The sequence below is a fragment of the Lacinutrix sp. Bg11-31 genome, assembly GCF_002831665.1.
Lineage (GTDB): Bacteria > Bacteroidota > Bacteroidia > Flavobacteriales > Flavobacteriaceae > Lacinutrix.
Genome location: NZ_CP025118.1, coordinates 156,562 through 182,704 on the forward strand (window position 1 = coordinate 156,562; position 26,143 = coordinate 182,704).

Annotated in this window: 28 protein-coding genes; 2 read left to right on the forward strand and 26 right to left on the reverse strand. The window is 30.2% G+C overall.

Annotated features, from left to right (window positions below):
• Nucleotides 1-76: 76 nt before the first annotated feature.
• The 3 genes from CW733_RS00660 to CW733_RS00670 form a co-directional block, all read right to left on the reverse strand.
• Nucleotides 77-661 carry a hypothetical protein gene (locus CW733_RS00660; protein ID WP_157811503.1) on the reverse strand — a complete coding sequence of 195 codons (585 nt, stop codon included), beginning with the start codon at nt 659-661 and terminating at the stop codon, nt 77-79.
• Between the two features lie 151 nt (nt 662-812).
• Complete coding sequence (locus CW733_RS00665) at nt 813-1,310, reverse strand: hypothetical protein (RefSeq protein WP_100994756.1); 498 nt, start codon at nt 1,308-1,310, stop codon at nt 813-815.
• Between the two features lie 144 nt (nt 1,311-1,454).
• Nucleotides 1,455-2,216, reverse strand: coding sequence for a hypothetical protein (locus CW733_RS00670; RefSeq protein ID WP_100994758.1), 762 nt, complete (start codon nt 2,214-2,216; stop codon nt 1,455-1,457).
• A gap of 59 nt (nt 2,217-2,275) precedes the next feature.
• On the opposite strand from CW733_RS00670, the gene CW733_RS00675 reads away from it, so the two are divergent.
• Nucleotides 2,276-3,268: an IS110 family transposase gene (locus tag CW733_RS00675; protein ID WP_100994760.1), complete on the forward strand. Its 993-nt coding sequence runs from the start codon at nt 2,276-2,278 to the stop codon at nt 3,266-3,268.
• A 211-nt stretch (nt 3,269-3,479) separates the two neighbouring features.
• Here CW733_RS00675 and CW733_RS00680 read toward each other — a convergent pair whose 3' ends face one another.
• The 16 genes from CW733_RS00680 to CW733_RS00765 all read right to left on the reverse strand — a co-directional run bounded on the left by CW733_RS00680 (nt 3,480) and on the right by CW733_RS00765 (nt 15,657).
• Nucleotides 3,480-3,944, reverse strand: coding sequence for a helix-turn-helix domain-containing protein (locus tag CW733_RS00680; protein ID WP_100994762.1), 465 nt, complete (start codon nt 3,942-3,944; stop codon nt 3,480-3,482).
• 362 nt (nt 3,945-4,306) lie between these two features.
• Nucleotides 4,307-4,993: a hypothetical protein gene (locus tag CW733_RS00685; protein ID WP_100994747.1), complete on the reverse strand. Its 687-nt coding sequence runs from the start codon at nt 4,991-4,993 to the stop codon at nt 4,307-4,309.
• Between the two features lie 126 nt (nt 4,994-5,119).
• The gene (locus tag CW733_RS00690; RefSeq protein WP_157811504.1) at nt 5,120-5,527 is read right to left on the reverse strand and encodes a hypothetical protein; all 408 of its coding nucleotides are present in this window, start codon (nt 5,525-5,527) and stop codon (nt 5,120-5,122) included.
• Nucleotides 5,528-5,749: 222 nt separating this feature from the next.
• The gene (locus CW733_RS00695; RefSeq protein WP_100994766.1) at nt 5,750-6,553 is read right to left on the reverse strand and encodes a hypothetical protein; all 804 of its coding nucleotides are present in this window, start codon (nt 6,551-6,553) and stop codon (nt 5,750-5,752) included.
• Between the two features lie 469 nt (nt 6,554-7,022).
• Entirely contained in the window at nt 7,023-7,508 is a 486-nt protein-coding gene (locus CW733_RS00705; protein WP_100994770.1) for a hypothetical protein, read from the reverse strand.
• Between the two features lie 148 nt (nt 7,509-7,656).
• Nucleotides 7,657-8,307 carry a hypothetical protein gene (locus tag CW733_RS00710; RefSeq protein ID WP_100994772.1) on the reverse strand — a complete coding sequence of 217 codons (651 nt, stop codon included), beginning with the start codon at nt 8,305-8,307 and terminating at the stop codon, nt 7,657-7,659.
• Nucleotides 8,308-8,454: 147 nt separating this feature from the next.
• Nucleotides 8,455-8,730, reverse strand: a complete 276-nt coding sequence (locus tag CW733_RS00715; RefSeq protein WP_100994774.1) for a hypothetical protein — start codon at nt 8,728-8,730, stop codon at nt 8,455-8,457.
• Between the two features lie 21 nt (nt 8,731-8,751).
• Nucleotides 8,752-9,270: a hypothetical protein gene (locus CW733_RS16490; protein WP_198520090.1), complete on the reverse strand. Its 519-nt coding sequence runs from the start codon at nt 9,268-9,270 to the stop codon at nt 8,752-8,754.
• A 172-nt stretch (nt 9,271-9,442) separates the two neighbouring features.
• The gene (locus tag CW733_RS00730; protein WP_100994778.1) at nt 9,443-9,988 is read right to left on the reverse strand and encodes a hypothetical protein; all 546 of its coding nucleotides are present in this window, start codon (nt 9,986-9,988) and stop codon (nt 9,443-9,445) included.
• A 173-nt stretch (nt 9,989-10,161) separates the two neighbouring features.
• On the reverse strand, nt 10,162-10,656 hold the full coding sequence (locus CW733_RS00735) for a DUF2947 family protein (RefSeq protein ID WP_157811505.1): 495 nt from the start codon (nt 10,654-10,656) through the stop codon (nt 10,162-10,164).
• A 147-nt stretch (nt 10,657-10,803) separates the two neighbouring features.
• Nucleotides 10,804-11,415: a hypothetical protein gene (locus tag CW733_RS00740; RefSeq protein WP_100994782.1), complete on the reverse strand. Its 612-nt coding sequence runs from the start codon at nt 11,413-11,415 to the stop codon at nt 10,804-10,806.
• Nucleotides 11,416-11,600: 185 nt separating this feature from the next.
• Nucleotides 11,601-12,536 (reverse strand): DUF2806 domain-containing protein, encoded by a 936-nt coding sequence (locus tag CW733_RS00745; RefSeq protein WP_100994784.1) that lies wholly within the window; start codon nt 12,534-12,536, stop codon nt 11,601-11,603.
• A gap of 149 nt (nt 12,537-12,685) precedes the next feature.
• On the reverse strand, nt 12,686-13,336 hold the full coding sequence (locus CW733_RS00750) for a hypothetical protein (protein ID WP_100994772.1): 651 nt from the start codon (nt 13,334-13,336) through the stop codon (nt 12,686-12,688).
• A gap of 148 nt (nt 13,337-13,484) precedes the next feature.
• Entirely contained in the window at nt 13,485-13,688 is a 204-nt protein-coding gene (locus tag CW733_RS00755; protein ID WP_100994786.1) for a hypothetical protein, read from the reverse strand.
• Nucleotides 13,689-13,695: 7 nt separating this feature from the next.
• On the reverse strand, nt 13,696-14,580 hold the full coding sequence (locus CW733_RS00760; RefSeq protein WP_100994788.1) for a helix-turn-helix domain-containing protein: 885 nt from the start codon (nt 14,578-14,580) through the stop codon (nt 13,696-13,698).
• Nucleotides 14,581-14,961: 381 nt separating this feature from the next.
• Nucleotides 14,962-15,657, reverse strand: coding sequence for a hypothetical protein (locus tag CW733_RS00765; protein ID WP_100994790.1), 696 nt, complete (start codon nt 15,655-15,657; stop codon nt 14,962-14,964).
• 223 nt (nt 15,658-15,880) lie between these two features.
• Between CW733_RS00765 and CW733_RS00770 the strand changes: the two genes are divergently transcribed.
• The gene (locus tag CW733_RS00770; protein ID WP_100994760.1) at nt 15,881-16,873 is read left to right on the forward strand and encodes an IS110 family transposase; all 993 of its coding nucleotides are present in this window, start codon (nt 15,881-15,883) and stop codon (nt 16,871-16,873) included.
• Nucleotides 16,874-17,040: 167 nt separating this feature from the next.
• On the opposite strand, the gene CW733_RS00775 is transcribed toward CW733_RS00770, so the two are convergent.
• The 7 genes from CW733_RS00775 to CW733_RS00815 all read right to left on the reverse strand — a co-directional run bounded on the left by CW733_RS00775 (nt 17,041) and on the right by CW733_RS00815 (nt 26,136).
• The gene (locus tag CW733_RS00775) at nt 17,041-17,820 is read right to left on the reverse strand and encodes a hypothetical protein (RefSeq protein ID WP_157811507.1); all 780 of its coding nucleotides are present in this window, start codon (nt 17,818-17,820) and stop codon (nt 17,041-17,043) included.
• Nucleotides 17,821-17,956: 136 nt separating this feature from the next.
• Nucleotides 17,957-19,171, reverse strand: a complete 1,215-nt coding sequence (locus tag CW733_RS00780) for an MFS transporter (protein WP_100994794.1) — start codon at nt 19,169-19,171, stop codon at nt 17,957-17,959.
• A gap of 427 nt (nt 19,172-19,598) precedes the next feature.
• Nucleotides 19,599-20,147 (reverse strand): hypothetical protein, encoded by a 549-nt coding sequence (locus CW733_RS00790; protein WP_100994798.1) that lies wholly within the window; start codon nt 20,145-20,147, stop codon nt 19,599-19,601.
• Between the two features lie 441 nt (nt 20,148-20,588).
• Nucleotides 20,589-21,731, reverse strand: a complete 1,143-nt coding sequence (locus CW733_RS00795; RefSeq protein WP_100994800.1) for a PepSY domain-containing protein — start codon at nt 21,729-21,731, stop codon at nt 20,589-20,591.
• Between the two features lie 58 nt (nt 21,732-21,789).
• The gene (locus tag CW733_RS00800; protein WP_100994802.1) at nt 21,790-24,216 is read right to left on the reverse strand and encodes a TonB-dependent receptor; all 2,427 of its coding nucleotides are present in this window, start codon (nt 24,214-24,216) and stop codon (nt 21,790-21,792) included.
• A 714-nt stretch (nt 24,217-24,930) separates the two neighbouring features.
• The gene (locus tag CW733_RS00810; RefSeq protein WP_100994798.1) at nt 24,931-25,479 is read right to left on the reverse strand and encodes a hypothetical protein; all 549 of its coding nucleotides are present in this window, start codon (nt 25,477-25,479) and stop codon (nt 24,931-24,933) included.
• Nucleotides 25,480-25,614: 135 nt separating this feature from the next.
• Nucleotides 25,615-26,136 (reverse strand): hypothetical protein, encoded by a 522-nt coding sequence (locus CW733_RS00815; RefSeq protein ID WP_157811508.1) that lies wholly within the window; start codon nt 26,134-26,136, stop codon nt 25,615-25,617.
• Nucleotides 26,137-26,143 lie beyond the last annotated feature (7 nt).

Sequence of the window (26,143 nt, forward strand, 5' to 3'; positions counted from 1 at the left end):
AGACGTTACAAACACGCAACGACCTTTGATTAAGCACTAAACCGCAATTATTTTTATACGGTGTTAGCCACAGTATTTATTCTTTTTTGATTAAAATTATTGTATCTCTTTCAGGTAAATTCCTTTCTAAAAATTGATATCCTTCAAATTTAATTTTTAATTCCGTTTTTCCGTTTATTGTATATATTGAATTATCATTAAATTCAATTTCAGTGTTTAAATCTATTTCTTTAATTTTCTTTTCAAGTATTAAAAATTGCTTTTCCGTAATCTCATAAGGACAACACATTCCCAAAAATCCTTGATTTTCTTGATAAATCACAAAATCATTTTTCTCAATTTGTATGTGATTCGGTTGAATAGGATAAAGCACTATTGATGCTATAATTCCGAAAAATATTCCGCCAAACAACCAGAACAATAAAGTCAGAATTGGTGTAATTGCATAGAAACCAAAGTAAAACCCAATTTTCTTAAATGGCTTGAAATTCCAAAAAAAGAGAATAATTCCGCTTCCATAAATCAAAATCGTTATTAAATATGCGAATCTGTAATTTAGACTTATTTCAATTGTGTTTTTCAGAATGAAATTGAGTAATGCAAATCCTAAAAGGTAGAAATGAATCTTTGTTATTATATCTCTGATTTGGGTTTTCGTCATATTGTGGCTAACGTTGTTGTGTATGATTAGTTGCGTGTTTAAGCAACTAATTTAATAAACAAATACGAACCCGAGAAAATTCCGAAGGAATTTTCCAAATAAGCACTTGCCAAAGCAATTAATTATACACGGTGTTAGCAAACGTATTTTTTTATAACAAATCATATCCTTTAAGAATCAATCTTGGAAATTCAACAATTATTAATGCAAGCACAGTATTCACAATCAAAACTTTTTTTCCTATTTGAGTATTCCAATCCAGTCGCTCTTTCCATTTCTTAGAATTAGTAATGAATAGTGAAAAAGCACCTAATCCAATTGGAACAACTAAGAGATAGCCATAAAAAATTCCTACATCTCGACTTATAATCTGCGCAATGCATTCCACAATAATTGCTATTCCAAATAAGTTATAAGTCAGTTGGGAAAGTTTGCTTTTATAAATTAACAATAGCCCAGAAATTAATAAAACTAATGCTATAATCCAGCCACCAGCGTGCAATTCAGCAGTTAATATATAATAATAGCTAATTAAACTGTTTTCTGGATTTCTTTGTTCAAAATAGATTGGAACTTCAGAGATTAGAAATATTACAGAAATCAAGATTGATAAAATTCCAATTATTATTCTGTACTTCGCTTTTTTCATATGTTTGCTAACGTTTATGTATAAGAATAGTTGCGGGTTTGTATGCGAGGATTTTCCGCAGGAAAATCAGACGTTACAAACACGCAACGACCTTTTATTAAGCACTAAACCGCAATTATTTTTATACGGTGTTGTAAGCAGGTTTTATTCATTTTTCCAAACATCTATAATTATTAAAGCGGAATCTAAACTTACTTCTTTCATTGAAGGGAATTCGGGTATGTCTTTATATAAAATTTCATTCGCAGCTGTTCCGCATAAATATAAATTATTTTTTTCGGCGTACTTATACATACTATCAAGTTGAATTTTATTCGATTTTCTTTTTTCATCAGTTGCCACAGTGTCTAAGAGAATGATTGTATATTCCTTTAATAGATAATCATAAGTCAGATATAATCTAGATTTAATGTTTGCGTTTATTTTTTTTGAATAAATATCAGTTTCAAAAACTTTACTTCTACTTAATGAATTAATTAACAAACTTTTTTTAATTTGTAATTTACCATTTGTTTTTAATTCAAACTTTTTTTTGACTTTAAAAGCCGGATATTTTAAAGTGTCAGAAGATTCAATTTCCGTAAGTGAACTGTCTTTTTTTATTTCTATCCAAAAAGAAGTCTCTTTTGTGTTCCAATTTTCAGTTAATTCAGTAAGACCTTTAGCCGTTTTTTCAGTCGTCTTTTTACAAGAATAAAGGGTGACGATTGATAATATAATTATGAAGTTCTTTGTTTTCATATGAGTGGTTAACTTGCTTACAACGTGTTTCTTTAGTTTGTAATAAATATCTTTAGATAGAAAAAGAGGAGAACTATAACGTGTTTTAGAATAACGCTCCCTTACACGTACGAGTCCTCTCTTTCTATACTGTTGCCAAGAACCATTTGGAATACCAGGAGTCAAAATCTCCCGATAAAGGAAGTAGTTAACGCAACATATTTATTCACTCTAATTGTAAAAATATGAAAAATTACAAAGAAGTCGTTGGAATCGATGTTTCAAAAAAAACAATAGATGCCTTTTGTTATCAAGCAGAAGTACATAAGGAGTTTATTAACGATGTAGTAGGTTATAAAAGTCTTTTAAAATGGGTTTCAAAGTATACCAATGAAATTGACGTTTTTTATTGTTTTGAGAATACAGGATATTACTCATTAAAATTAGCGCTTTATTTCGCTAGTCAATCTATAGTTTATGTAGAAGAAAGTCCTTTAAAAATAAAACGTTCATCGGGAATTGTAAAAGAAAAGACAGACAAGCTTGATGCGGCTTTAATAGCACGTTATGCTTGGCTTTATAGAGAAGAGTTGGAACCAAGTACAGTAAAAAGTATGTCTCATTTAGAGCTTGGAAGACTGTTAGCTTTACGGGATCAATTAGTTAGAAATAATGCAGGTCTTAAAGGTACTTTAAAAGAAATGAAAATACTTTTATCTAGTCCAACCACAGATTCTGGTTGCATAAGCTTAAAACGCAGTATAGACTATTTATCTAAGCAAGTAAAATCAGTAGAGGATAGGATAAAAGAGATTATTTCTCAAGATGAATCGATGCAAAAAAATTATGAATTATTATCGAGTTTAAAAGGAGTAGGTTTAGTAGTTGCTAGTCAATTAATTTACCATACAGGAAACTTTACACGCTTTGCAAGTTGGCGTGCTTTTTCTAGTTATTGTGGAACAGCGCCATTCGAGCATCGTTCTGGAACCAGTATCTATAAGCGAAAACAATGTCATTATTTAGGAGACAGAAAAATGAAAAGCTTATTAAGTATGGCAAGCGTTTCTGCAATACAACATGATAGTGAATTAAGACAATATTATAAGCGAAAAGTAGCAGAAGGAAAAGATAAAATGTTAGCCATAAATAATGTTAGAAACAAACTAATTGCAAGAGCTTTTGCTGTTGTGAAAAGAGGAACACCTTATGTTGTTTTACAACAGCATGCAGCTTAAAAAAAAACAGAATATTTATTAGGAAATGATCTTGGAATACGTGTATGGTTAGTTGCGTGGTTAAGCAACTAATTTAGCAAAAATGGAACGAACCAGAGGAAATTCCGCAGGAATTTCCACGTAGGATTGAAACAAGCAATTAATTATACACGTTGTTGTCTTTAGTGCTTTTTTGTCCGTTTTGTCATTCGTTATTACTAATTAAAAATCATTATTTCTTTTTGAATTTTTTATCAATCATCTTTCTTTTCCATTCTTCTCCAAAGAAATCAAAACTAATGAAAGAATAAATTCCTAAGAAAGCAATCCAGGTAATAAGCATGTAAATAAACAACCACCAACCTTCCGAATCTGAGTCATTAACCGCAATAAAAAAGAATAAAATAAGGTTAATTAGCGAGAGACCAAGAAGTTTATAAAACCCCTTTAATTTTTGGATATACGTTTCTTCTTTTCTAATTTGATCTACTTCTTCTTTTTTATTCGAATCTTCAATATTGGTTTCGAAGACGGCTGCCAAAGATTTTAGAGATTCTAACCCTGCGTTTTCTCCGTTTTCTATTCGTTGAATAGTTCTTATGCTTAAACCGCTCATTTCCGCCAATTGTTCCTGAGACCAATGACGCTCTAATCTCATTTTTTTAATATCTCTTAAGTTAGTTGTGTTAGAATTCATATTCTTATTGTTTTAAGTTTTATGCAAATCTAAATATTAACTTCTCCTTTATATTGTAAGCGATAAGACACATATATGACAAAGATATGACAGTAATATGACACGCACTAAATTCCGTATTGATTCCATTTTGTACTTGAGGAATAGTTCAGTTTTTTTTGATTAAAACGGCTTTATTTATAAGCTGAAAATTTGCTGACCTAGAAATATCTAGGCATTAAAGACAACGGTTATGTATAAGAATAGTGCGGTTTTGTGTGCGAGGATTTTCCGAAGGAAAATCAGAAGCTAGCAAAACTGCACTAACCTTTGATTAAGTACTAAACTAAGCATTATTTTTATACGATGTTGTATGCAGTACTTTAAATATTCTCAATTATATTCAAATTACTTTTATTAATATTAAATTTAGAAATTTTATTTTCAATAAAGACTAAATTACCGAAAATAGGTTTCCCAATAATTCCTGCTACGTTTTCACAGAATTCAGGATAATTTTTCAGAATTGAATATTTACTTTCAAAGTCTAAATATTCTTTTAAGTCATTATCTGTTATAAAATCTTTTTGTAAGTTAATTACATCAATACAAATAATTAATTTGTAGTTATCTATTTTAATTAAATCTCTGTATGTTTCTTCTTTGTTAGTGATTTTTGAGATTTGTGGGATGAAATTATTAATTGAAGTAATAAATGAACTTTGAGTATTTCCAAAGTATTCATCTTTTTTAAATGATTCAATTTTATTATTTAATTCTTTTTCAATTGGATTTATTTTCTTTACTTCAAATATGATATTTTGATTTTCAGATTTTACTAACCAATCTGGGGTTTTTCCATTTATCTTTGGTTCGTAAATTACTTCTGAAAATAATTGATTTAGGACATATCCAAATTCCATTTCAGAAAATAGAGATAGAATATTAATCTCATTTTTTTCTTTTATTAATTTTCTTGAAAATATTCCGTTATATTTTGTATCCAAAAACTCTAGATTCCTTCTATAATCGGATTTGTTTTTTAGGATTTTTTCAGCGGTTTCGTTCATCGTTCCGGTATTGCATACAACGTGATTGTGTATGGTTAGTTGCGTGATTTAAGGAACTAAGTTAGCAAATAAATCACAGATAGAATATTCCGCAGGAATGTTCGTAAGTAGGCTTAAAACTAGCAATTAATTATACGCGGTGTTGTGTATAGTGCTTTTGTTCATTTTTATAGTTTTCCATAAAATTATAATTCCGATTAATGCTATTATCAAACCGCCAATTAAAAAAGCCATTCCATAACCTTCAGCAAATATTCCGCAAAAGTAATTCAGATATCTGTTTATTATTCCGTCAGAGTAAATTCCAGTAGCAGATATTCCAAATGTCAAAATGAGAGCTACTATTGAATTTATGATTCCGAATTTGTTTTTCCAGTTTATAAGTCCAACAATTAAAATTCCGATTAGTAGACTTGCTATAGTCCAGTATGCTTGGTTAATAAAAAATTCTCCAACTCTAACATCAGTCAGCGATTCAAATTTTCCCCAATCTTCATTCATTAAAGCATCGAATTGATTTCCGTTATATGCCACGTACAATCGGTCAATTCCGCTTATGATAAAAATCAGAGCGAAACATTCTAATAAAATCAGTTTTAAGTTAAATTTCTGGATCATTTTAGGCATTGTACACAACGTTTATGTATAAGAATAGTGCGGTTTTGTGTGCGAGGATTTTCCGCAGGAAAATCAGACGTAACAAAAATGCACGGACTCTTGATTAAGCACTAAACTAAGCATTATTTTTATACGGTGTTACCACACGTTTTTTATTTTTTCAATTCGTTCTGGATATTTTCCGTTCTCTAAAAACTCTTTAAATTCCTCTCCAGTAAATTTCACATTCCCAGAATTAATTGTTGTGTTTTTCCAACCAGAAACAATTAATTCAATGGTTTTGAACAACTCTTTATTTTCATCCCCATTTTCAATAGAGATTCTTAATTCGCCGTTTTCAATTCCGACAAATTTGAAGAATAATCCTTTTTGAGTTTCGTTTATTTTAGTCAAAGTTTGTATAAAGTATCCACTATAATCTGGATATGGAACTTTTTCGGATTGAATAAGCTCGCTTGAAAAATATCTAAAACCTGTTTTAATATTATGTTTTTTAAATTCTTCAATCCAATAATCTACTCTTGGAACTTCTTTTAGAATTGCAGTCACATAAATTCCTCTATTACTAGTCCGAGGTTTTGTGTAGGTTCGAGTGATTTTCGGTTCGCTAATTTCTATGGATTCACAAGCCATTTCAAATAGACTTCCTGTATCGAATTTCAAACCAATCCCTTTTTCTGTCAAATCAATTCCGTTAATGCAAGATTCGCTTGTTGGAGAGAATTGTTCTTTTTTATAAGTCCAATTCTTAAGTCCGATTGGTTTTAAACAAAACTCCTTTAATTCCTGCTTTTCTCCTGCGACATATGTTCCAACTGTTTGATATCCGATTACAATTTCAAGTCCGTTTTTTGAATCATTAATTTCAGATATAAATCCTTCTTCAAACCAATAATTTTGGTCAAGCCATTCCTCTAATTTAGTTCTGTTGTCGATGTTCATTCAAATGTGTGGTAACGTTGTTGTGTATGGTTAGTTGCGTTGTTAAGCGAGTAAGTTAACAAACAAATCACAGATAGAAAATTCCAGCGGAATTTTCGTAAGTCGGCAGTGACCAGCAATTAATTATACACGGTGTTGTGAAACGTTTTTTGTTATAAGAATAATCTCCATATTTCTAAAACCAAAAGTAAAATTGATAAAATAGATAGACTTAATGTTAAGATTATTGTCTTTAAGTTCTCTTTTATAAAAATTGAAATTATTGAAAATATAAAAGAAGTTATTCCTATGAAAACGTAATGTATCTGCATTAAATGCGTAAGTCCATATAATGCTTGCGTCTTTGCATTCGCAGTTTGGTATCCAACAAATAAATCGTATTGGATTTTTACGGCAATCCAAATTCCGATTATACTTATAATTATGGATATTTTAGAAATGAGCATTATTGTAAAATGTTTCATTCAGATTAGTTATTGTCAGATACTTTTGTCCAAATATTAGCAACTTCAAAATGTCTGTAAAATATTATCCAGTTAGTTTTTTCTGATATTATAGTTACATCATCTGAACTTGGATATAAAAAATCAGTCCAATATTTTAAGAATATTTCTTTTGTTGTTTTCAGAGTAATATTCCGATGCCAATTTATTAAAATGCTTTCATCCCATGGTTCTAGGATAGATTCGATTTGAGTTCGGAATCTTTCAATTTTTTCTTCACTTTCTTGAATTGCACTTAGCCAGTCAGTTTGAACATGTTTTTCTGATAGATTCCCTTCAGTTTCGAAGTACTTTATTACCTTATAAAGTCTTTTCGATTCTATATCAGAAACTGGTAGAATTTGATTTTTTTCAGTTTCTAAAATATTAGGATTATGAGTTTTTTTCCATCTCCAACCTAACTCAAAGTCATTTAGTGTAATTATTTCTCTATGGTCAATTTCTATGTTCAAATGTTTTTTTAAATGTTTTACAACGTTGTTGTGTATGGTTAGTTGCGTGGTTAAGCAACTAATTTAGCAAATAAATCACAGATAGAATATTCCGCAGGAATGTTCGTAAGTCGGCAGTGACCAAGCAATTAATTATACACGGTGTTGTCTATAGTTTTTTATACGTACTAGTTTCTTCAACGTAAGGAAATTCAATTGACTTTAATATTCCATTTTTATAAGAGAAACGATATTTTTCTCTTTTCTCAATTGTCTTTGGTTTGTCATTAATTCTCAAAGTAATTTTGTCAGAATTTCCATTGACAGTAGTGCTTTCTGATGTTTCGTTTCCATTAGTTAGATATTTTATTTGAATTCCGACATTTTCATTTTTACCAGATTCAATATCATATTTATTGAACTTTATAATTCCATTTTTATCGGTTTTCTTGATTTGAGTTTCATTATTAATGGAATATTTTACTTCAAATTCAGATATAGGTTTTCCGTTTTTATCCGTAACCTCAAATATCACAAAGTCTCTAGAAAATTTATCTAGTTTCTCAATATATTCTGTCGTTTCTTCTTGAAATGAGTAGTTATGAAAAAGTGTTAATTCGTCATTTTTCAATTCCCAAGTACCCGAAAAGTCAGACCACATATAACAACTGTCTCCACGTGATTCATATTCAAAAGTTCCGTCTTTTTTCAATTCAAGAGTATCTCCAGCACGATTGCTTTCAATTTGATATTTTCCGATAATTTCGGAAGAATTCAGATTAAAAAGACAAAATATTAATGTTAACAAAAGTGTTTTCATAAATTATAGACAACGTTGTTGTGTATGGTTAGTTGCGTGTTTCAGCAACTAAATTAGTAAACTAAAACGAACCAGAGGAAATTCCGCAGGAATTTCCACGTAAGCTAGAACAAAGCAATTAATTATACACGTTGTTGGCAACTGGCTTTATTCCGTTTTGTTTTTCAGTTTCCTTATTTCCGCAATCAATTTTTGAATATCTTGTTTGGCGTTTGCAATAAAAACGATATCGTCTTTTGTTCCACCATTTAGTTCAATATCTTGACCTCTTTCGGGATTTTTGAAATCATCACTATTATCGACGTTTGTCATAATAAAGTCAGAGCCAGAATCGTGTGTTATTCCCTCAATCATTGGAATCCAATTTCCTTTAGTCGAGTTATTAATTCTGCGTTCTATTTCGTTCAATTCCGATTCAGTCATATTTTTTTAGCGATTCCTTTATTAAACAATATCGTATCCAATTTCTTTAATTCCTAAAAAATCTTGTTTGGATTTTCGTTCAGTTAACATTCCGCTATCTTCTAATTCGCGTAATAGTTTTTTTAATACTTTAATTCTTGGCTTTTGACCTAACAACCAAGTTTGGTCAGAAACAGGTGCTCCGTTCAATTTCATTAAATTAATTGGTGTAATAACTATTCTTTTGTCAGATTTTTTAAGAGCATTTATCAATTCCGAAAGTAATTCTGCGGATAGTTCTTTATGTTCTATTCTGGTAACATTAGGATATTTTTTCCAATCGGGAATAGATTCCGATTCGTGAGTTTTTAAATCAGCTCTATTTTCGAAATTTAATAGTCCTTCTAATAGATTTTCGTCTTCAATATAGAATACTTCAGGACAAGGTTCTTTTGGTTTCGCACCAGCAACAATTAATTGACCTAATCTAAAATCAGGATTCGCTTTCCAAATTCGTTCAAGTTCATTTAATATTTTCGGTATTCTATTCTTATCTCTCAATTTCGTATTCGTGGTTTTTCAGCTTGTTGCCAACGTTTATGTATATGAAATGTTGCGTGTTTGTGTGCGAGGATTTTCCGAAGGAAAATCAGAAGCTAACAAACGAGCAACAAACATTGGTTTAGGTAAAACCAGCAATTTTTTATATACTTTGTTGGCAACTGTAATTATTTTATTTTCGTATACTGTCTAAAAACACATATGCTATTTTGGGATTCTCAACTTTGTATTTTACCAAGTATTCTTTTTCTAAATCTAATCCATTATTCAATTCACAAGATTGAATTCTTTTATATTTTTTGTCATTGACAAAATATTCAAAAGTAACTAGGTCATTATTAAGTAAATCCTCTTTTATATTCAGGCTACTTGTGTTTTTGTAATTTCCTTTAATTACAAATTTTTTATAATCAATTACAATATCTTCCTTATTTTGAGGATTATAATGAATGATATAATATTCAGAATCTTGTATGTTATTTGTTTGGTCTTTAACTTTTCTGTAATTCCGACCGTCAATTGTATAATTCCACTTAACAAGTTGTTTATTTTTATAACTTAATAAACTTTTTGTTTCGAGTTGACAATAAGCTATAGTTTCATAATTGTTCTCAAAAAGTTTTGTGTCATTATCAATCTGATATTTGGGGATAACATAAAAAACAATTCCAAATAAAATTAGCATTGTAATGTACCAACCTAAATTTTTAATTTTCATTTATTTCTTTTTCAAAGTTCGAGTGAGTTATAGTTGCCAACGTTTATGTATAAGAATAGTTGCGGTTTTGTGTGCGAGGATTTTCCGCAGGAAAATCAGACGTAACAAAAGCGCAACGACCTTTGTTTAAGCCTAAAATAGCAATTATTTTTATACTGTGTTGTAAAACGTTTTTATTCCGCTTTTAAATATTCAGATGTTTTAGTCCAAATATTTGCCACTTCAAAATGTCGGTAAAACATTACCCAATTCGTTTTTTCCGAAATCAGAGTTACATCATCAGAACTCGGATATAAAAAATCAGTCCAATATTTTATAAATATTTCTTTCGTTGTTTTCAGCGTAATGTTCCGATGCCAAGTTATTATTATTTCTTCGTCCCATTTTTCCAAAGTCAATTCGAGTTGGTTTCTAAACCGCTCAATTTTCTCATCACTTTCTGCATTCGCACTTATCCAATCCGTTTGAGTAAATTTTTCTCTTAAATTATATTCCTGTTCGAAATAGTCAATGACCTTATTCAGTCTTTTCGATTCCATTTCAGAAACTGGTTGAATTTGTTTCTTTTCAGATTCAGAAATATCAGGACTATGAGTTTTTTCAAATCTCCAGCCTAATTCAAATTCGTTTAAAGGAACTATTTCTCTATCGTCTACTTCTATGTTCAATGGTTGGTCTAAATGTTTTACAACGTGATTGTATAAGAATAGTTGCGTGTTTGCGTGCGAGGAATTTCCGCAGGAAATTCAGATGTAGCAAATACGCAACTACCTTTGTTTAAGCACAAAATAGCAATTATTTTTATACGTTGTTGTCTATAGTTTTTTATACGTACTTATTTCTTCAACGTATCTAAAATCAACTGACTTTAATATTCCGTTTTTGTAAGAAAACAAATATTTTTCCTTTTTGTCAATTGTTTTAGGTTTGCTATTAATTCTCAAAATAATTCGGTCAGAATTTCCATTTACTGTTGTGCTTTGAGATGTTTCATTTCCGTTCGTTAGATATTTAATTTGAATTCCGACATTTTCATTTCCGCCAGAAACAATATCATATTTATCGAACTTTATAATTCCATTTTTATCGGTTTTCTTGATTTGAGATTTATTATAACTAATGGAATATTTTACTTCAAATTCAGATAAAGGTTTTCCGCTTTTGTCCGTAACCTCAAATATTACATAATCTCGAGAGAATTTATCGAGTTTCTCAATATATTCTGTTGTTTCTTCTTGATATGAGTAATTATGAAAAAGTGTTAATTCGTCATTTTTCAATTCCCAAGTACCAGAAAAATCAGACCACATCCAACAACTGTCTCCACGAGATTCATATTCATAAGTTCCGTTTTTTTTCAACTCAAGAGTATCATATGAGAGTTTGCTTTCAATTTGATATTTTCCGATAATTTCGGTCGAAGTCAAATTAAAAAGACAAATTATTAATGTTAGCAAAAGTGTTTTCATAAATTATAGACAACGGTCTTGTATAAGAATAGTTGCGTGTTTGCGTGCGAGGAATTTCCGTAGGAAATTCAGATGTAGCAAATACGCAACTACCTTTGTTTTAGCACTAAACAGTAATTATTTTTATACGTTGTTGGCAATAGTTATTTGTTAAATTCCGATTTATTCAATAACCTCAATCCTCCTCCAATTTTCAACAAATCTCCATATTCTATTTTAACTTTTGGGTTTGTGAAGCTTGAACATATTTTAGTTATATAATTAGAATTTGATTTTGGTTCAATTAATTTTGATAATTCCATACCCGTTTTTGTAAAGACCAAAACTTTAATTGCTTGTTTTGGGGTATTCTCATCTCTGTATAAAACAATTCCTTTGTTCCCATATTCTATAACATTAGTTGATTTATCTGTCTTTGTTGGTGGAAAACTAAATTCAAGATTGTTTTCACTAGAAATCAGACCTAATTCAGTCATTAATAACCTATCATTAAAAGTAATATTAAATTCCTTTTTGAGAAAGTCACCATTGTCATTGTTCCAGATTACACCATTCCCAGAAACTATCTTTAATTCAGCAAATTTCGTGAATGTTTCTGCTTCAGCTTTAGATAAATTTTTTAATAGCTCTAAAGTTCTTTTTGAGTAAGAATTTGGCTGTTTAGTTTCCCCAGCTAATATTCTACCCCATAATGATTGCATTTCTTCATCGGAAATATCTTGAACTATATTAAAGAATCTTTTTGACCAATCTTTATCCACAGGTTCTGGGGATATATTATCTTCGTTTTTAAGTTGTTCTGCCGCTATTTCTACAACATTATCTATGCTTTTTTGGCGTTCAGTTTCATTAAAAAGTAGTCTTTCTTGAATTCTTAAATATGTATCTGCTTCAAGCTCTTTTCCTTCTGCAATAGCTTTTGATTTGGCTTGCTCAATAATCTCGATTTCATAAGCTTTGGAATCAGCTTCTTTTCTGATTGCTCTTGGTTTATATAAAGTTCCAATTCCTTTACTTATAACTTCAATAAGTTTTTCAAAAGGTTTTCCTTCTAATTTAATGAGATTTATTTCAGGCATATTTTATTTTTTAATTATTGCCAACGTTGTTGTGTATGGTTAGTTGCGTGGTTAAGCAACTAATTTAGCAAATAAATCACAGATAGAATATTCCGCAGGAATGTTCGTAAGTCGGCAGTGACCAAGCAATTAATTATACACGGTGTTGTCTATAGTTTTTTATACGTACTAGTTTCTTCAACGTAAGGAAATTCAATTGACTTTAATATTCCATTTTTATAAGAGAAACGATATTTTTCTCTTTTCTCAATTGTCTTTGGTTTGTCATTAATTCTCAAAGTAATTTTGTCAGAATTTCCATTGACAGTAGTGCTTTCTGATGTTTCGTTTCCATTAGTTAGATATTTTATTTGAATTCCGACATTTTCATTTTTACCAGATTCAATATCATATTTATTGAACTTTATAATTCCATTTTTATCGGTTTTCTTGATTTGAGTTTCATTATTAATGGAATATTTTACTTCAAATTCAGATATAGGTTTTCCGTTTTTATCCGTAACCTCAAATATCACAAAGTCTCTAGAAAATTTATCTAGTTTCTCAATATATTCTGTCGTTTCTTCTTGAAATGAGTAGTTATGAAAAAGTGTTAATTCGTCATTTTTCAATTCCCAAGTACCCGAAAAGTCAGACCACATATAACAACTGTCTCCACGTGATTCATATTCAAAAGTTCCGTCTTTTTTCAATTCAAGAGTATCTCCAGCACGATTGCTTTCAATTTGATATTTTCCGATAATTTCGGAAGAATTCAGATTAAAAAGACAAAATATTAATGTTAACAAAAGTGTTTTCATAAATGATAGACAACGTTGTTGTATATGGTTTGTTGCGTGTTTCAAGCAACCAATTTAGTAAATAATTACCGACCAAGAAAGTCCGCGAGGACTTTCGCAAGTAGGCAAGAAGCGAGCAATAAATTATATACGGTGTTGTAAACAGTTATTATTTCAAATCTTTTTCATTCACAAAAACATTTTCATCTTTCAATTCTCTTACAATTCTTATTAGATAATCAAAACCACCGTGTTCAAAACCTGTATCGATATAATTATTTGGAAAATCACATTTTCTGTGAATAATATGTCCTTGATATTGTTTTCCTTTTAAAGTTGTATAAATTATTTCTTCTCCTTTTTGAAATTTCATTTTGTTTTTATTTATTTAACAATTCTGCAAATCTTATCTTTCCTGCTATTGGTTGAGAGTTATCGCAAAATATTTCCCATTCTAATATGTTTTCATAATCAAAAGGGTAATTGGTTAGTTTTATTTCAGTTAGCTTAAATCTTTGTCTTGGCAAAATAGGTTCATATCTTGAAGGACCATATTTTTCACTGATATTACCCATTCCCAAAATTTGTACATCAAGTACATCTCTAATAGTGTTGTCAGTATTTATTTGAAAAAATTCGTTGTTATAAGAATTATAATATTGTTCCTCGCAGATCTTTTTTGGAATTCTAAATTTTACATTTACATATTTAGCATAAACAGAGCCCGAATTTATTGCATAAATAATGATTTCTTTATGTTGATTTTTAAATTTAAAATCTAAAGAAATTTCAGGGTTTTTAGTTCTATTTAGAATATCTCTAACTTCATAGTCATACATTGCTGTAGATTGGAAGTTAAAACGTTTATAGTATCTTTTGTCGTCTGCTTGATGAGCAGTGTTACTTTTTCCGACTTTAACAACATAAACAACCTTATTAAGTTCAATATCGATTGGATATATTTTAAAATCATTCAATCTTGGTCTAATCTTACTTTGAATTATTTGCTCTAACCATTCATTAGAAAACTGTTTTCTGTCAATTGGATCAATTTCTTTCGGAAGGTGGTTATTGTTATCCTCTGCAATTCCATAGATTATAATTCCGCCGTCAGAATTAGCAAGAGAACTAACATCTTTAGAAATTTCAGTTGTTTTATTATTTTGTTTTCCTAATGCACCAGAAGATTTATATTCAAGATTAAGACTTTCCTCAACTTTATTTTCAATGAGAGATTGTAGATATTCTAAATTGTATTCAGTCAAATTGTTATGCTTTTTTTATTGATTTCAGAGTGTATTTGTCATATGCCATAACATCAAAAACTTTAGATTGACCAGTTTTTAACCATTTCTTGTAAATCAACTTTCCATTCATAAAAACGTAAAGTTCATTTTCTTTTGTTTCTTCTGTAAATACCATTCGGCTTTAATTGTTTACAACGTCTAGGCTATGGTTAGTACGGGAATTAAAATTACTGAATTTCCGATTAAGCACTTAGCCAAATCTTTTTATTTTGTTTTATCTTTTTTATTTTAAAGCCAAATCAAAAGATTTGGCGGACTTCATAAATATACCCAAACTTTGGGTTAAGTACTAAAACCCGTATTAATTATAGCCATTGTTACCTGCTGGCTTTTTCTCCATTATTCTTTCATTTCGTAAATCCCAGAATCAGTCACAATAAAAGTTCCAAATTCAGTTTGAGCATATTGCCATATCTTTTCTTCAAAGGTTCTAACCAAGATTAATTCTTTCGTTTTTAAATCTATTTTATATAATCGGTTATTTCCCATATTCGGAATAAACAAATGATTTTCATTGATGAAAATACTTTCAGGATAGCTCAAGAACTCGGAATTGTCGTCCCAAGAATATTCTCCAACTTTAAAAATCTCTTTTTTTTCAGAAATTGAAACTTGAGATACTGTTTGTCCAGTTGGAAATGCGAACCACATAGAGTCAGGTGATTCAAACTTTATATCATAAATGGGATGACCTACTCCAATTTCAACTTCCCATTCAAGTGTTTTATTTCCGTCTTTGTCAAACCGATATAATTTATCTTCTTGATATGTACAGAAATAGATATCTCCGTTTTCTCCTTTAGTTGAGCAATAATCTTCTAAAGAGCCAGATAGTTGTTCTTCAATTTTTTTATAGTTGTTTCCGACTGTGGAAACTCCAAAATACTCTTTATCAACTACACGTAGGTTTTTGCTTTTATCAAACGCATAAAATACTAGATTCTTTCCATCAGCCCAATCAATTGTCAGGATTTCGGATTTAGTTATGTGTAAATAACTTGTTCCTTGTTTGTCTGTTATTTTATTCAGCGTCATTGTTTTTTCAGCTTGCAGGTAACGTGTTCCTTTAGTTTGTAATAAATATCTTTAGATAGAAAAAGAGGAGAACTATAACGTGTTTTAGAATAACGCTCCCTTACACGTACGAGTCCTCTCTTTCTATACTGTTGCCAAGAACCATTTGGAATACCAGGAGTCAAAATCTCCCGATAAAGGAAGTAGTTAACGCAACATATTTATTCACTCTAATTGTAAAAATATGAAAAATTACAAAGAAGTCGTTGGAATCGATGTTTCAAAAAAAACAATAGATGCCTTTTGTTATCAAGCAGAAGTACATAAGGAGTTTATTAACGATGTAGTAGGTTATAAAAGTCTTTTAAAATGGGTTTCAAAGTATACCAATGAAATTGACGTTTTTTATTGTTTTGAGAATACAGGATATTACTCATTAAAATTAGCGCTTTATTTCGCTAGTCAATCTATAGTTTATGTAGAAGAAAGTCCTTTAAAAATAAAACGTTCATCGGGAATTGTAAAAGAAAAGACAGACAAGCTTGATGCGGCTTTAATAGCACGTTATGCTTGGCTTTATAGAGAAGAGTTGGAACCAAGTACAGTAAAAAGTATGTCTCATTTAGAGCTTGGAAGACTGTTAGCTTTACGGGATCAATTAGTTAGAAATAATGCAGGTCTTAAAGGTACTTTAAAAGAAATGAAAATACTTTTATCTAGTCCAACCACAGATTCTGGTTGCATAAGCTTAAAACGCAGTATAGACTATTTATCTAAGCAAGTAAAATCAGTAGAGGATAGGATAAAAGAGATTATTTCTCAAGATGAATCGATGCAAAAAAATTATGAATTATTATCGAGTTTAAAAGGAGTAGGTTTAGTAGTTGCTAGTCAATTAATTTACCATACAGGAAACTTTACACGCTTTGCAAGTTGGCGTGCTTTTTCTAGTTATTGTGGAACAGCGCCATTCGAGCATCGTTCTGGAACCAGTATCTATAAGCGAAAACAATGTCATTATTTAGGAGACAGAAAAATGAAAAGCTTATTAAGTATGGCAAGCGTTTCTGCAATACAACATGATAGTGAATTAAGACAATATTATAAGCGAAAAGTAGCAGAAGGAAAAGATAAAATGTTAGCCATAAATAATGTTAGAAACAAACTAATTGCAAGAGCTTTTGCTGTTGTGAAAAGAGGAACACCTTATGTTGTTTTACAACAGCATGCAGCTTAAAAAAAAACAGAATATTTATTAGGAAATGATCTTGGAATACGTGTATGGTTAGTTGCGTTGGCTAGCAACTAAATTAGTAAAAGAAAACGAACCAGAGGAAAATCCGTAGGATTTTCCGAGTACACACATAACTAGCAATTGATTATACACGTTGTTAGGCATAGTTTTTATTCTTTCAAATCTATAGAGTCTAGTTCATCTTTCGATTCATCTATTAATTTTTGATATCGTTCTGTTAAATCAGAATTCAATATTGGTGAATCGCTAAATTCTATATCATATTTTGAATTATCCTCTTTTTTTGGAGTAAAGAACACGTAATAAGTGTCTTCTGTGAAATTTCCAAATCCATTTTTTGCTTCTACATCAAGTGATACTTTCGTTGTCTTGGTTTCTAAATACTCACTGTTCTCATTGAATTCTTTATGTTTACGGATATAAACTTCGTTAAACTTTGCAGAATTTGGATTTTTTAGATTGTTTTTGACTTCTTGTATTGCTCTTTCATAAAAATAGCCAACTTCTTTAATAACAAATCCACACTCATAAATTATTCCTTTGCTCGTAAAATTTTGAGAAACTTCTATATCATTTTCAAGTTTATCAATTTTAGTTTTTGTTAACTCGATTTTCTCAAAAATTAAAGTATTGTTAGCTTCTATCATTTTAACATTTTGGCCTTCAGGTCTAAACCAAGCTGTGTCGGTTTTTAATTCGTTGGTTTTATAAAGTCCATTTTTATCTTCATTAAAATGCATGAAATTCCAACCGCAATTTTTAAAAATGTCCGAATTAATTCCAACTATTGTGTCATTAATGAAAGTTAGATATAATTCATTTTCGTTATCAATTCCTTTATAAACTTTATTTTTTTCGTTAAAATCAAGACTTGATTGACATGATATCATATAAATTAAAAAAAAAATAAAAAATAGATTTTTCTTCATTGGTTGTTTTTAGAATTATGCCTAACGTTGTTGTGTATGGTTAGTTGCGTGTTTAAGCAACTAATTTAGTAAACAAAAACGAACGCGAGAAAATTCCGAAGGAATTTTCCAAATAGGCAACGACAAAAGCAATTAATTATACACGGTGTTGTAGGTAGTTTTTATTCCACACTACATATCCAATAAGTCCAATTCCAATAATAGTCATTCCAACTATTCCAATTTTCAATCCTAACATTGGATTGTCATATAATTTATCGTTAAACAACCCAAAAACTAAATAAATTAATTTTGTAGGCAGGAATGCCAAACTAATCAGAATTGTTAAATATTTTGGATTAGAATATTTTGTTAAAATCGAATGAATTATTGGCGCAATATGAATTTCCGAAATAGCAAGAAAAAATAATGAAATCAAATAAGTTATTGTATGCTGTTCAGTCGGCACTTCTGGAATCAGGAACAATATTCCAAATGATATTACTCCAAAAATAAACCCAAGCATTAATTTAAAGAATTGACTACTGTAAAAATATGTCCACAAAATAATCGCAATTATACTAATGGGTAAAATGAAAATAGAGTTGATTGATTGCCATAAATGATTTGGAATACCTAAAGTTGATATTTCGCTCAATTGTAATTGTAAATCAAAAGTCCGAATGCTTGATAATTCGTAGAATCCCCAAAATAAACCAACAACAATAAATGCAATTAAGATGTTTAAAATTCTTTTACTTATTGGAAACTCATTTTTCTCAATTTCATCCAATCTTTTTTCCTTTGTAAGAAAGATAGGAATTATTGACATTAACATTAATATTCCAGATATAACGAATCCAATATTGTAGCCATATTTTTCTCCTAAATAACCAATTAATAAAATACCCAAAAATGAACCTAAATTTATTGCGAGATAAAATATCGTGAATCCAGAATCTAATAGTTTAGTCTTATTCAAATAAGTCTTTCCAAAATTTGAGATGATATTTGGTGTGAAAAATCCGCTACCTAAAACAACAAGAAATAAGCCTAAATAAAGTCCAGTTGTCGAGGGTATGCATAAACTAAACGCTCCGATTGCTTGAATAATTCCACCAATTATTATTGATTTTTTATTTCCGATTAGTAAGTCTCCAAAAAGAGCTCCAACGATTTGAGAAAACACTAATGAAGCTGTAAACCAACCATAAATACTTAATGCTTCAGTTCTTTCCATTTTCAGAGTTTCTCCAACCATATAAAGAACCACAAGAGCTCGAAAACCATAATAAGATGCTCGTTCCAACATTCTGGAAATAGAGTAGTAGAGAGTTTCTTTTGTGTGTTTCTGATTTTGAATTTTTTCCATTCAGTTTCTTGGTTTGGTAAATTACCTACAACGTTTTTGTGTATGGTTAGTTGCGTGGTTAAGCAACTAATTTAGTAAACAAAAACGAACGCGAGAAAATTCCGAAGGAATTTTCCAAATAGGCACTTGCCAAAGCAATTAATTATACACGGTGTTGTAGCACGTTTTTATTTATTCAAGTGTTTTTTTTCCTTTCTCTTATTAGCATAAAACTCATAATTAAAATAATGCTTATTCCGATTACTAATAAACCGTATTTGAATAGTCCTGTTAGAAAAAATGTCAGGAAGCTACCATAACGACCTCTTTCAGATTTTTGAACGAGTTCAGATATGATGCTAGAATTCTCTAATAAGAAATAAAAGACAATACAGAATAAGCTAATTATGTATAGTTTTATGATTTTTAAATTTCTTTTATTCATCACTTATTTTAGATTATCAAAAAATTCAGTTGGGTTTGTTATAAATAAATGTGCTTTTGAATTTTTTAATAATTCCGCTAATTCTATAATATTCGGATTGCATAGATTTCCATTTTCGTCCATTAAAATCCAGTCATTTCTATCACATAATTCCAACATTGAATTTAAGAAATTCAGTTTAGAATCTCTCATATCAGTCCGAAATCTAAAATCTTCTATAAAATTCTCTTTTTCGTTATAGTCAATGCTCAAATCGTGGTCAACTTCGTCATTTTCGATTTTCCAACTTTCGTTATTCCACGAAGCTCTTGGAATAATTTTGTCAATTTCGTTTCTTAATTCTGCAATGTTAATTTGAATTCCTTTCCACCATTTCGTTGAAATCGCATCTTCAAATTCAGGTTCAGGTGCATCATTCAGTTCCACGTCATAATTTCCCCAATACTTTTCCCATTCAGCGTGTTTTATTTCAAGCTGTTTTGGAATTCCGCCATATTTTGTTTCAATCGGCTTTCTTGGAAGTACAAATGTTAGAAATTGATATGTTGCCATTGGGTTTTCTTAAATGTGCTACAACGGTCACGTATATGAAACGTAGCGTCTAAAAAGACACTAATCTTTCGGATTATACACGAGCCGAATTTTTAATTTTTATATTTAATTTTTCTGTTCTAAATATACAAAATTAAAAATTTGGAGTACTTTGTAAATACACAAGAACCTCTCGAAAAGCCTGTAACAGCTATGTTTTATATACATTGTTGTACACAGTATTTTCCCCAAGCCTTTGATTTTAAGTACTTAATATTTCGTTTATGCAATTACTTTTAGTTTCAAATTTGTCCAATTTCAGATGGCAGATGCTAAAGTAAATAGACAACCAACTTACTCAAAATTTTTCTTCTCAAATGTTTCTTCTGCAATGTAATGGAACACTCTTTTTTGCTTGGATGAAGCGTTGGCGTAAAAGTGTGTGGAATGGTAATTTATAGACTAAACTTTAATGCTATCTAAAGATTTTTTCTTTTTATAATTTCGTCCGTACCACAATAGAATTCCAGTTACTGGCAAACTTGCAACGAGTAAACTAACTAAAAATGCAATAATTTTGCCCACAATTCCTCCTATTGCTCCAATATGTATGTCATAATTCATTCGTAGTATTTTGTCAGCAACTTTGGTGTTTTCATACTTTCCATAAATGGTTTCGGATTGTATTTCGTTCAATGTGTTTTGGTCAAAAAACAAAAAGTCTGCATCGTAGTGTAAACCTTTACTATTGCCTACTTCGACATAAATTGCATCTGAATTGGAATGTGGATAATGTATTTCAAAACTTTCCGCATTTGGATTTTCTTTTTCGAGTTTAGTTAAAAGGAAATCTATTGGTAAAACATCAGTTATATTTACAAGGTTTTCACTCTGATTTTTAGGTATTAAAAAAGTGGGATTTTTTTCTCCACCTGCCGATTTATAAACGACATATTGAAGCCAATCATAGGACATCATGGAACCCGTAAATGCTATGATTAACGCAAGTGAACAAACATAAAACCCTATAACTGTATGCAAATCGAAATTTTTACGTTTCCAACGTGTTGTTTTTTTCCAATCAAATTTTAAACGCTGTTTTAAGTTTTTACGCTTTTTAGGTAACCATAAAAAGAAACCAGAAATAATGATTAAAAGAAAAATTAAAATCGACACTCCAACAACTTGTTCGCCAATATCTTTTGGTAACCAAAGTCGCATATGACCTTTTAAGATAAAAGCAAAAAAACCTGAAAGGTGGTCGTCAATTTGTATAATTTCTCCTGAATACGGATTTAGAAAAACACTTTGGTAAAACTCTGGTTCTGCATCATAAAAAATAACTTCAATAGCATCGTCATTTTTTCCAAAAATAGTTCCGTGAACAGAGTTGTTTGGAAATATTTTTTTAGTAAGTTCTTTTGCTTCTGTTGGTGTTAAATTAGATTCGTTTTGTGGTGCTACTTTTTTATAATCATCATAAAGGCTTTCAATTTCTTCTTTAAAAGCCCAACAACAACCTGTAATTGCAACAATGAAAACAACAAGTCCAGTCGCAAGTCCTAAAATTTTATGTAGTTGAAAAAGTATTTTTTTAAATGACATTGTTTTAAATTTAAAAAGAGCAACTATTAAAATAAGTTGCCCTTTTGACTTTGACTAATTAAAATTTATATGAAATATTTGCCAATAATGCTCTTGGTGTTTGTGGATTTATAGTTGACCAACCTTTGTAATATTCTTTATTAAAAGCATTGTTTAATTTTAACCCAATTCTATATTTATCGGCTTGATAAAATACAGATGCGTTTGCAACTATATAACTTGGTAATGTAAAATTACCTGTTGTCGTGTAGTTCTTTACAAAACGCTCACTTGCACCATTAAAACCAAAGCCAGCACCAAAACCATTTAATTTTCCTTCTTGAAATTCGTAATTTGCCCAAAGATTATAAAGTGTTTTTGGACCAGCTTCTAAAGGTCTTTTATTTAAAATTAATGGGTCGTCCGTTTTTGTAGTTATACTTTCGTTATTACTATATCCAGCTCTTATATTTAACCCTTTAAGTGGATTGGCATTGATTTCTATTTCTACACCTTTGCTCTCAATTTCTCCACCTTGAATTCTATTAAAAGGTGAATTTGGGTCAATGATGACTCTATCTTTTACTTTAATATCGTAATAGCTAATAGTTGCGTTTAAACGGTTATTAAAGAAATTTGTTTTCAATCCAAACTCTAATTGATTGGCTTGCTCTGGCTTAAAAGTTTCTAACCTTTGTGGACCATCTTCTGGATTTCCTACTAATTGAGGTGCAACATTATTAAAGCCATTTTGATAGTTAGCAAAAACAGATAATTTGTCTTTTATTGGTTGATATAGTAAGCCAAATTTTGGCGAAAAAGCGGTTTGTACAAAATCGTCTTCTGTATTAGTCAAATCTCCTTTATTGTCAAAACGGTCTAATCGTAAACCTATCATTGCAGATAGATTTTCTGTAAAGTTCACAACATCTGAAGCATAGATGCTATAAATATTATAAGAGGATTTATTGTTTCCAACAGCTTGCGATTCTAAAACACCATCAACTCCAGCAGTTGAAAGTGGAAATAAATCAGTTTCTACAACATCTGGCGTAAAAGGATTGTCTCCATTTGAGCCTCCTTCTGGTGTTATATTTCCATAAAATGCGTAACCACTATTATTACTTGTTTCGGTTGCATTGAAATAGTCTAAACCAATAACGATTCTATTTCGAAGCGATGCAATTTTAGAATCTCCTATAAAGTTTTGTTGAATATCGGTTGTTTGTGTATTTGCATTTTGTTTGCTGATAAAACGAGAAAATGTATCATCGCCTAAAATACCAAATTCAAATAGATACGAGTAATAGCCTTTCGTAGAAGTTGAGCTTTTGGAAAGTAAGGTTTGTGATTGCCAAGTGTCCGACAATTTATAGTCCATTTCAATTCTATAATTCTGTGTTGGATTTAGCAATGTTAAATCGTTGCTTGTAAACGAAAGCTTGTTGTTGTAACCCAATTCCTCAAGATTAGCTGATTCTGTTGGTGCACTTCTGTTCAAGAATAAAAAGGTTGGATTTGTTTGTTCTGCTTGTGTGATTTCTCCGTAAAATGAAAATGAAAGTCTGTTGTTGACTTTATACGATAAAGATGGTGCTACAAAAAATGATTTTCTAAAACCTGCATCTTGAAAACTTTGTTCTGTAGTGTAAGCTGTATTTAATCTGAAATACAAATTATCTTCTTTACTTAATGCAGTATTGAAATCTCCCACGATTTGATTAAGTCCATAAGTTCCAGAAGTAAAAGATAATTCTCCACCAGTTCCAACATAAGGTTTTTTGGTAACAACATTTATAAGTCCACCATAAGAACTTACCGAATTTCCAAATAAAGTTGCAGAAGGACCTTTTAGAACTTCAATACGTTCAATATTTGCAGGATTAATTGTTCCGTTTGTTAATCCAGGCAGACCATTTACTAATTGTGGTTGAACAGAAAATCCACGAAGAGCATAATATCCAGCTCCATCTCCACCACGACCAGTTGAAGCCCATAATTGTTCTACTCCTGTTGCATTTTTTAGAGCATCATCAAAATTTGTAACTACTTGTGATTGTAAAAGTTCATTGGTAATTGTACTATACACTTGTGTGTTTTCAATATCTTTTAAAGGAAGTTTAGAAACATATGCTGTTTTCTTTCTCGAAAATTTATTACGTCTTTCTCCTTCAACAACAACTTCGCTCAAGATTTCATTTCCTTCGTAAAGTGTAATTGTTTCTAATTTTGTGTTTTGATTATTTGAAACTGAAATGGAAATTTCTCTTGTTTTAAATCCCAAGTAAGAAATTGAAAGCGTGTAGTTTCCGTTTTCTAAATTAGTTATTTCAAACTCTCCATTTTCGTTGGATTGCGTTCCTTTGGTGGTATTTTTTAAAGAAACATTTACTCCGAAAAGATCAGTTTTATTATTGTCTGTAACAGTTCCAGAAACTGTTCCGTTTTGTGAAAATGCTAAATTAGTTAGCAAAAATAAGGTTAAGGTTAGTAATAAATTTTTCATTGTTTTTATTTAGACTTAATATAAATAATTAATTTTCGACAAAAATATATTTTGCATTTGACATATGCAAATTATTTATAATAAATCTAAATAAGGATTTTTAAGAGGTTGATTTTCTGTTGTTAGTACTGTGTTTTTTTTTCTTTCGAAGACGAAAAGTAGCAAGTGCAAAGAAATTATCTCGCAGAGTAATTTTTTGCTCTTGCGGGAATTTAGTACTAAATTTTCTGAAAACTTTTTTAGCGAGGAACATTCCAAATAAGCCCATTTTTCATAGGTTTTTGATGTTCAGAATGTGATTTGTTATATTGTGTACAACGTTTTTGTGTATGGTTAGTTGCGTGGTTAAGCAACTAATTTAGTAAACAAAAACGAACGCGAGAAAATTCCGAAGGAATTTTCCAAATAGGCACTTGCCAAAGCAATTAATTATACACGGTGTTGTAGCACGTTTTTATTTATTCAAGTGTTTTTTTTCCTTTCTCTTATTAGCATAAAACTCATAATTAAAATAATGCTTATTCCGATTACTAATAAACCGTATTTGAATAGTCCTGTTAGAAAAAATGTCAGGAAGCTACCATAACGACCTCTTTCAGATTTTTGAACGAGTTCAGATATGATGCTAGAATTCTCTAATAAGAAATAAAAGACAATACAGAATAAGCTAATTATGTATAGTTTTATGATTTTTAAATTTCTTTTATTCATCACTTATTTTAGATTATCAAAAAATTCAGTTGGGTTTGTTATAAATAAATGTGCTTTTGAATTTTTTAATAATTCCGCTAATTCTATAATATTCGGATTGCATAGATTTCCATTTTCGTCCATTAAAATCCAGTCATTTCTATCACATAATTCCAACATTGAATTTAAGAAATTCAGTTTAGAATCTCTCATATCAGTCCGAAATCTAAAATCTTCTATAAAATTCTCTTTTTCGTTATAGTCAATGCTCAAATCGTGGTCAACTTCGTCATTTTCGATTTTCCAACTTTCGTTATTCCACGAAGCTCTTGGAATAATTTTGTCAATTTCGTTTCTTAATTCTGCAATGTTAATTTGAATTCCTTTCCACCATTTCGTTGAAATCGCATCTTCAAATTCAGGTTCAGGTGCATCATTCAGTTCCACGTCATAATTTCCCCAATACTTTTCCCATTCAGCGTGTTTTATTTCAAGCTGTTTTGGAATTCCGCCATATTTTGTTTCAATCGGCTTTCTTGGAAGTACAAATGTTAGAAATTGATATGTTGCCATTGGGTTTTCTTAAATGTGCTACAACGTTTATGTATAAGAATAGTTGCGGTTTTGTGTGCGAGGATTTTCCGCAGGAAAATCAGACGTAACAAAACTGCAACGACCTTTGTTTAAGCACTAATTTAGCAATTATTTTTATACGGTGTTGGCAACTGGCTTTTTATTAATCAGTTTCGTAATCCAAATCAGATTAGTTATTCCAATTCCAATAATTCCAAAAGTCGCTATGAATTGAATTGGCGATTCCTTTCCAAAAGCGAGTAATATCATAATCAGAATGGGAATGAGTCCGATTCCGATTTTCAAAATCAGATTTTGAGTTTTCAATTCAGTAAACCAAAGTAAATATCCGTTAAGTATTGCTAAAATCAGAGCTGGAAGTGGATATAATATTAGCAAAAAGAAAATTTCTCCGTATTGCGTATTTTCATAAAATAAAGGCGCGATAAAAATTCCGATTAAACAGAATAAAAATCCAAATATTATTATCGTTCGACGTTCCATTTGAGTGAGTTCAGCTTGTTGCCAACGTTTATGTATATGGAAAGTTGCGGGTTTGCGTGCGAGGAATTTCCGAAGGAAATTCAGACGTAGCAAACGTGCAACGACCTTTGATTTAGCACAAAACCAGCAATTTTTTATATACGGTGTTGGCAAATCGTTT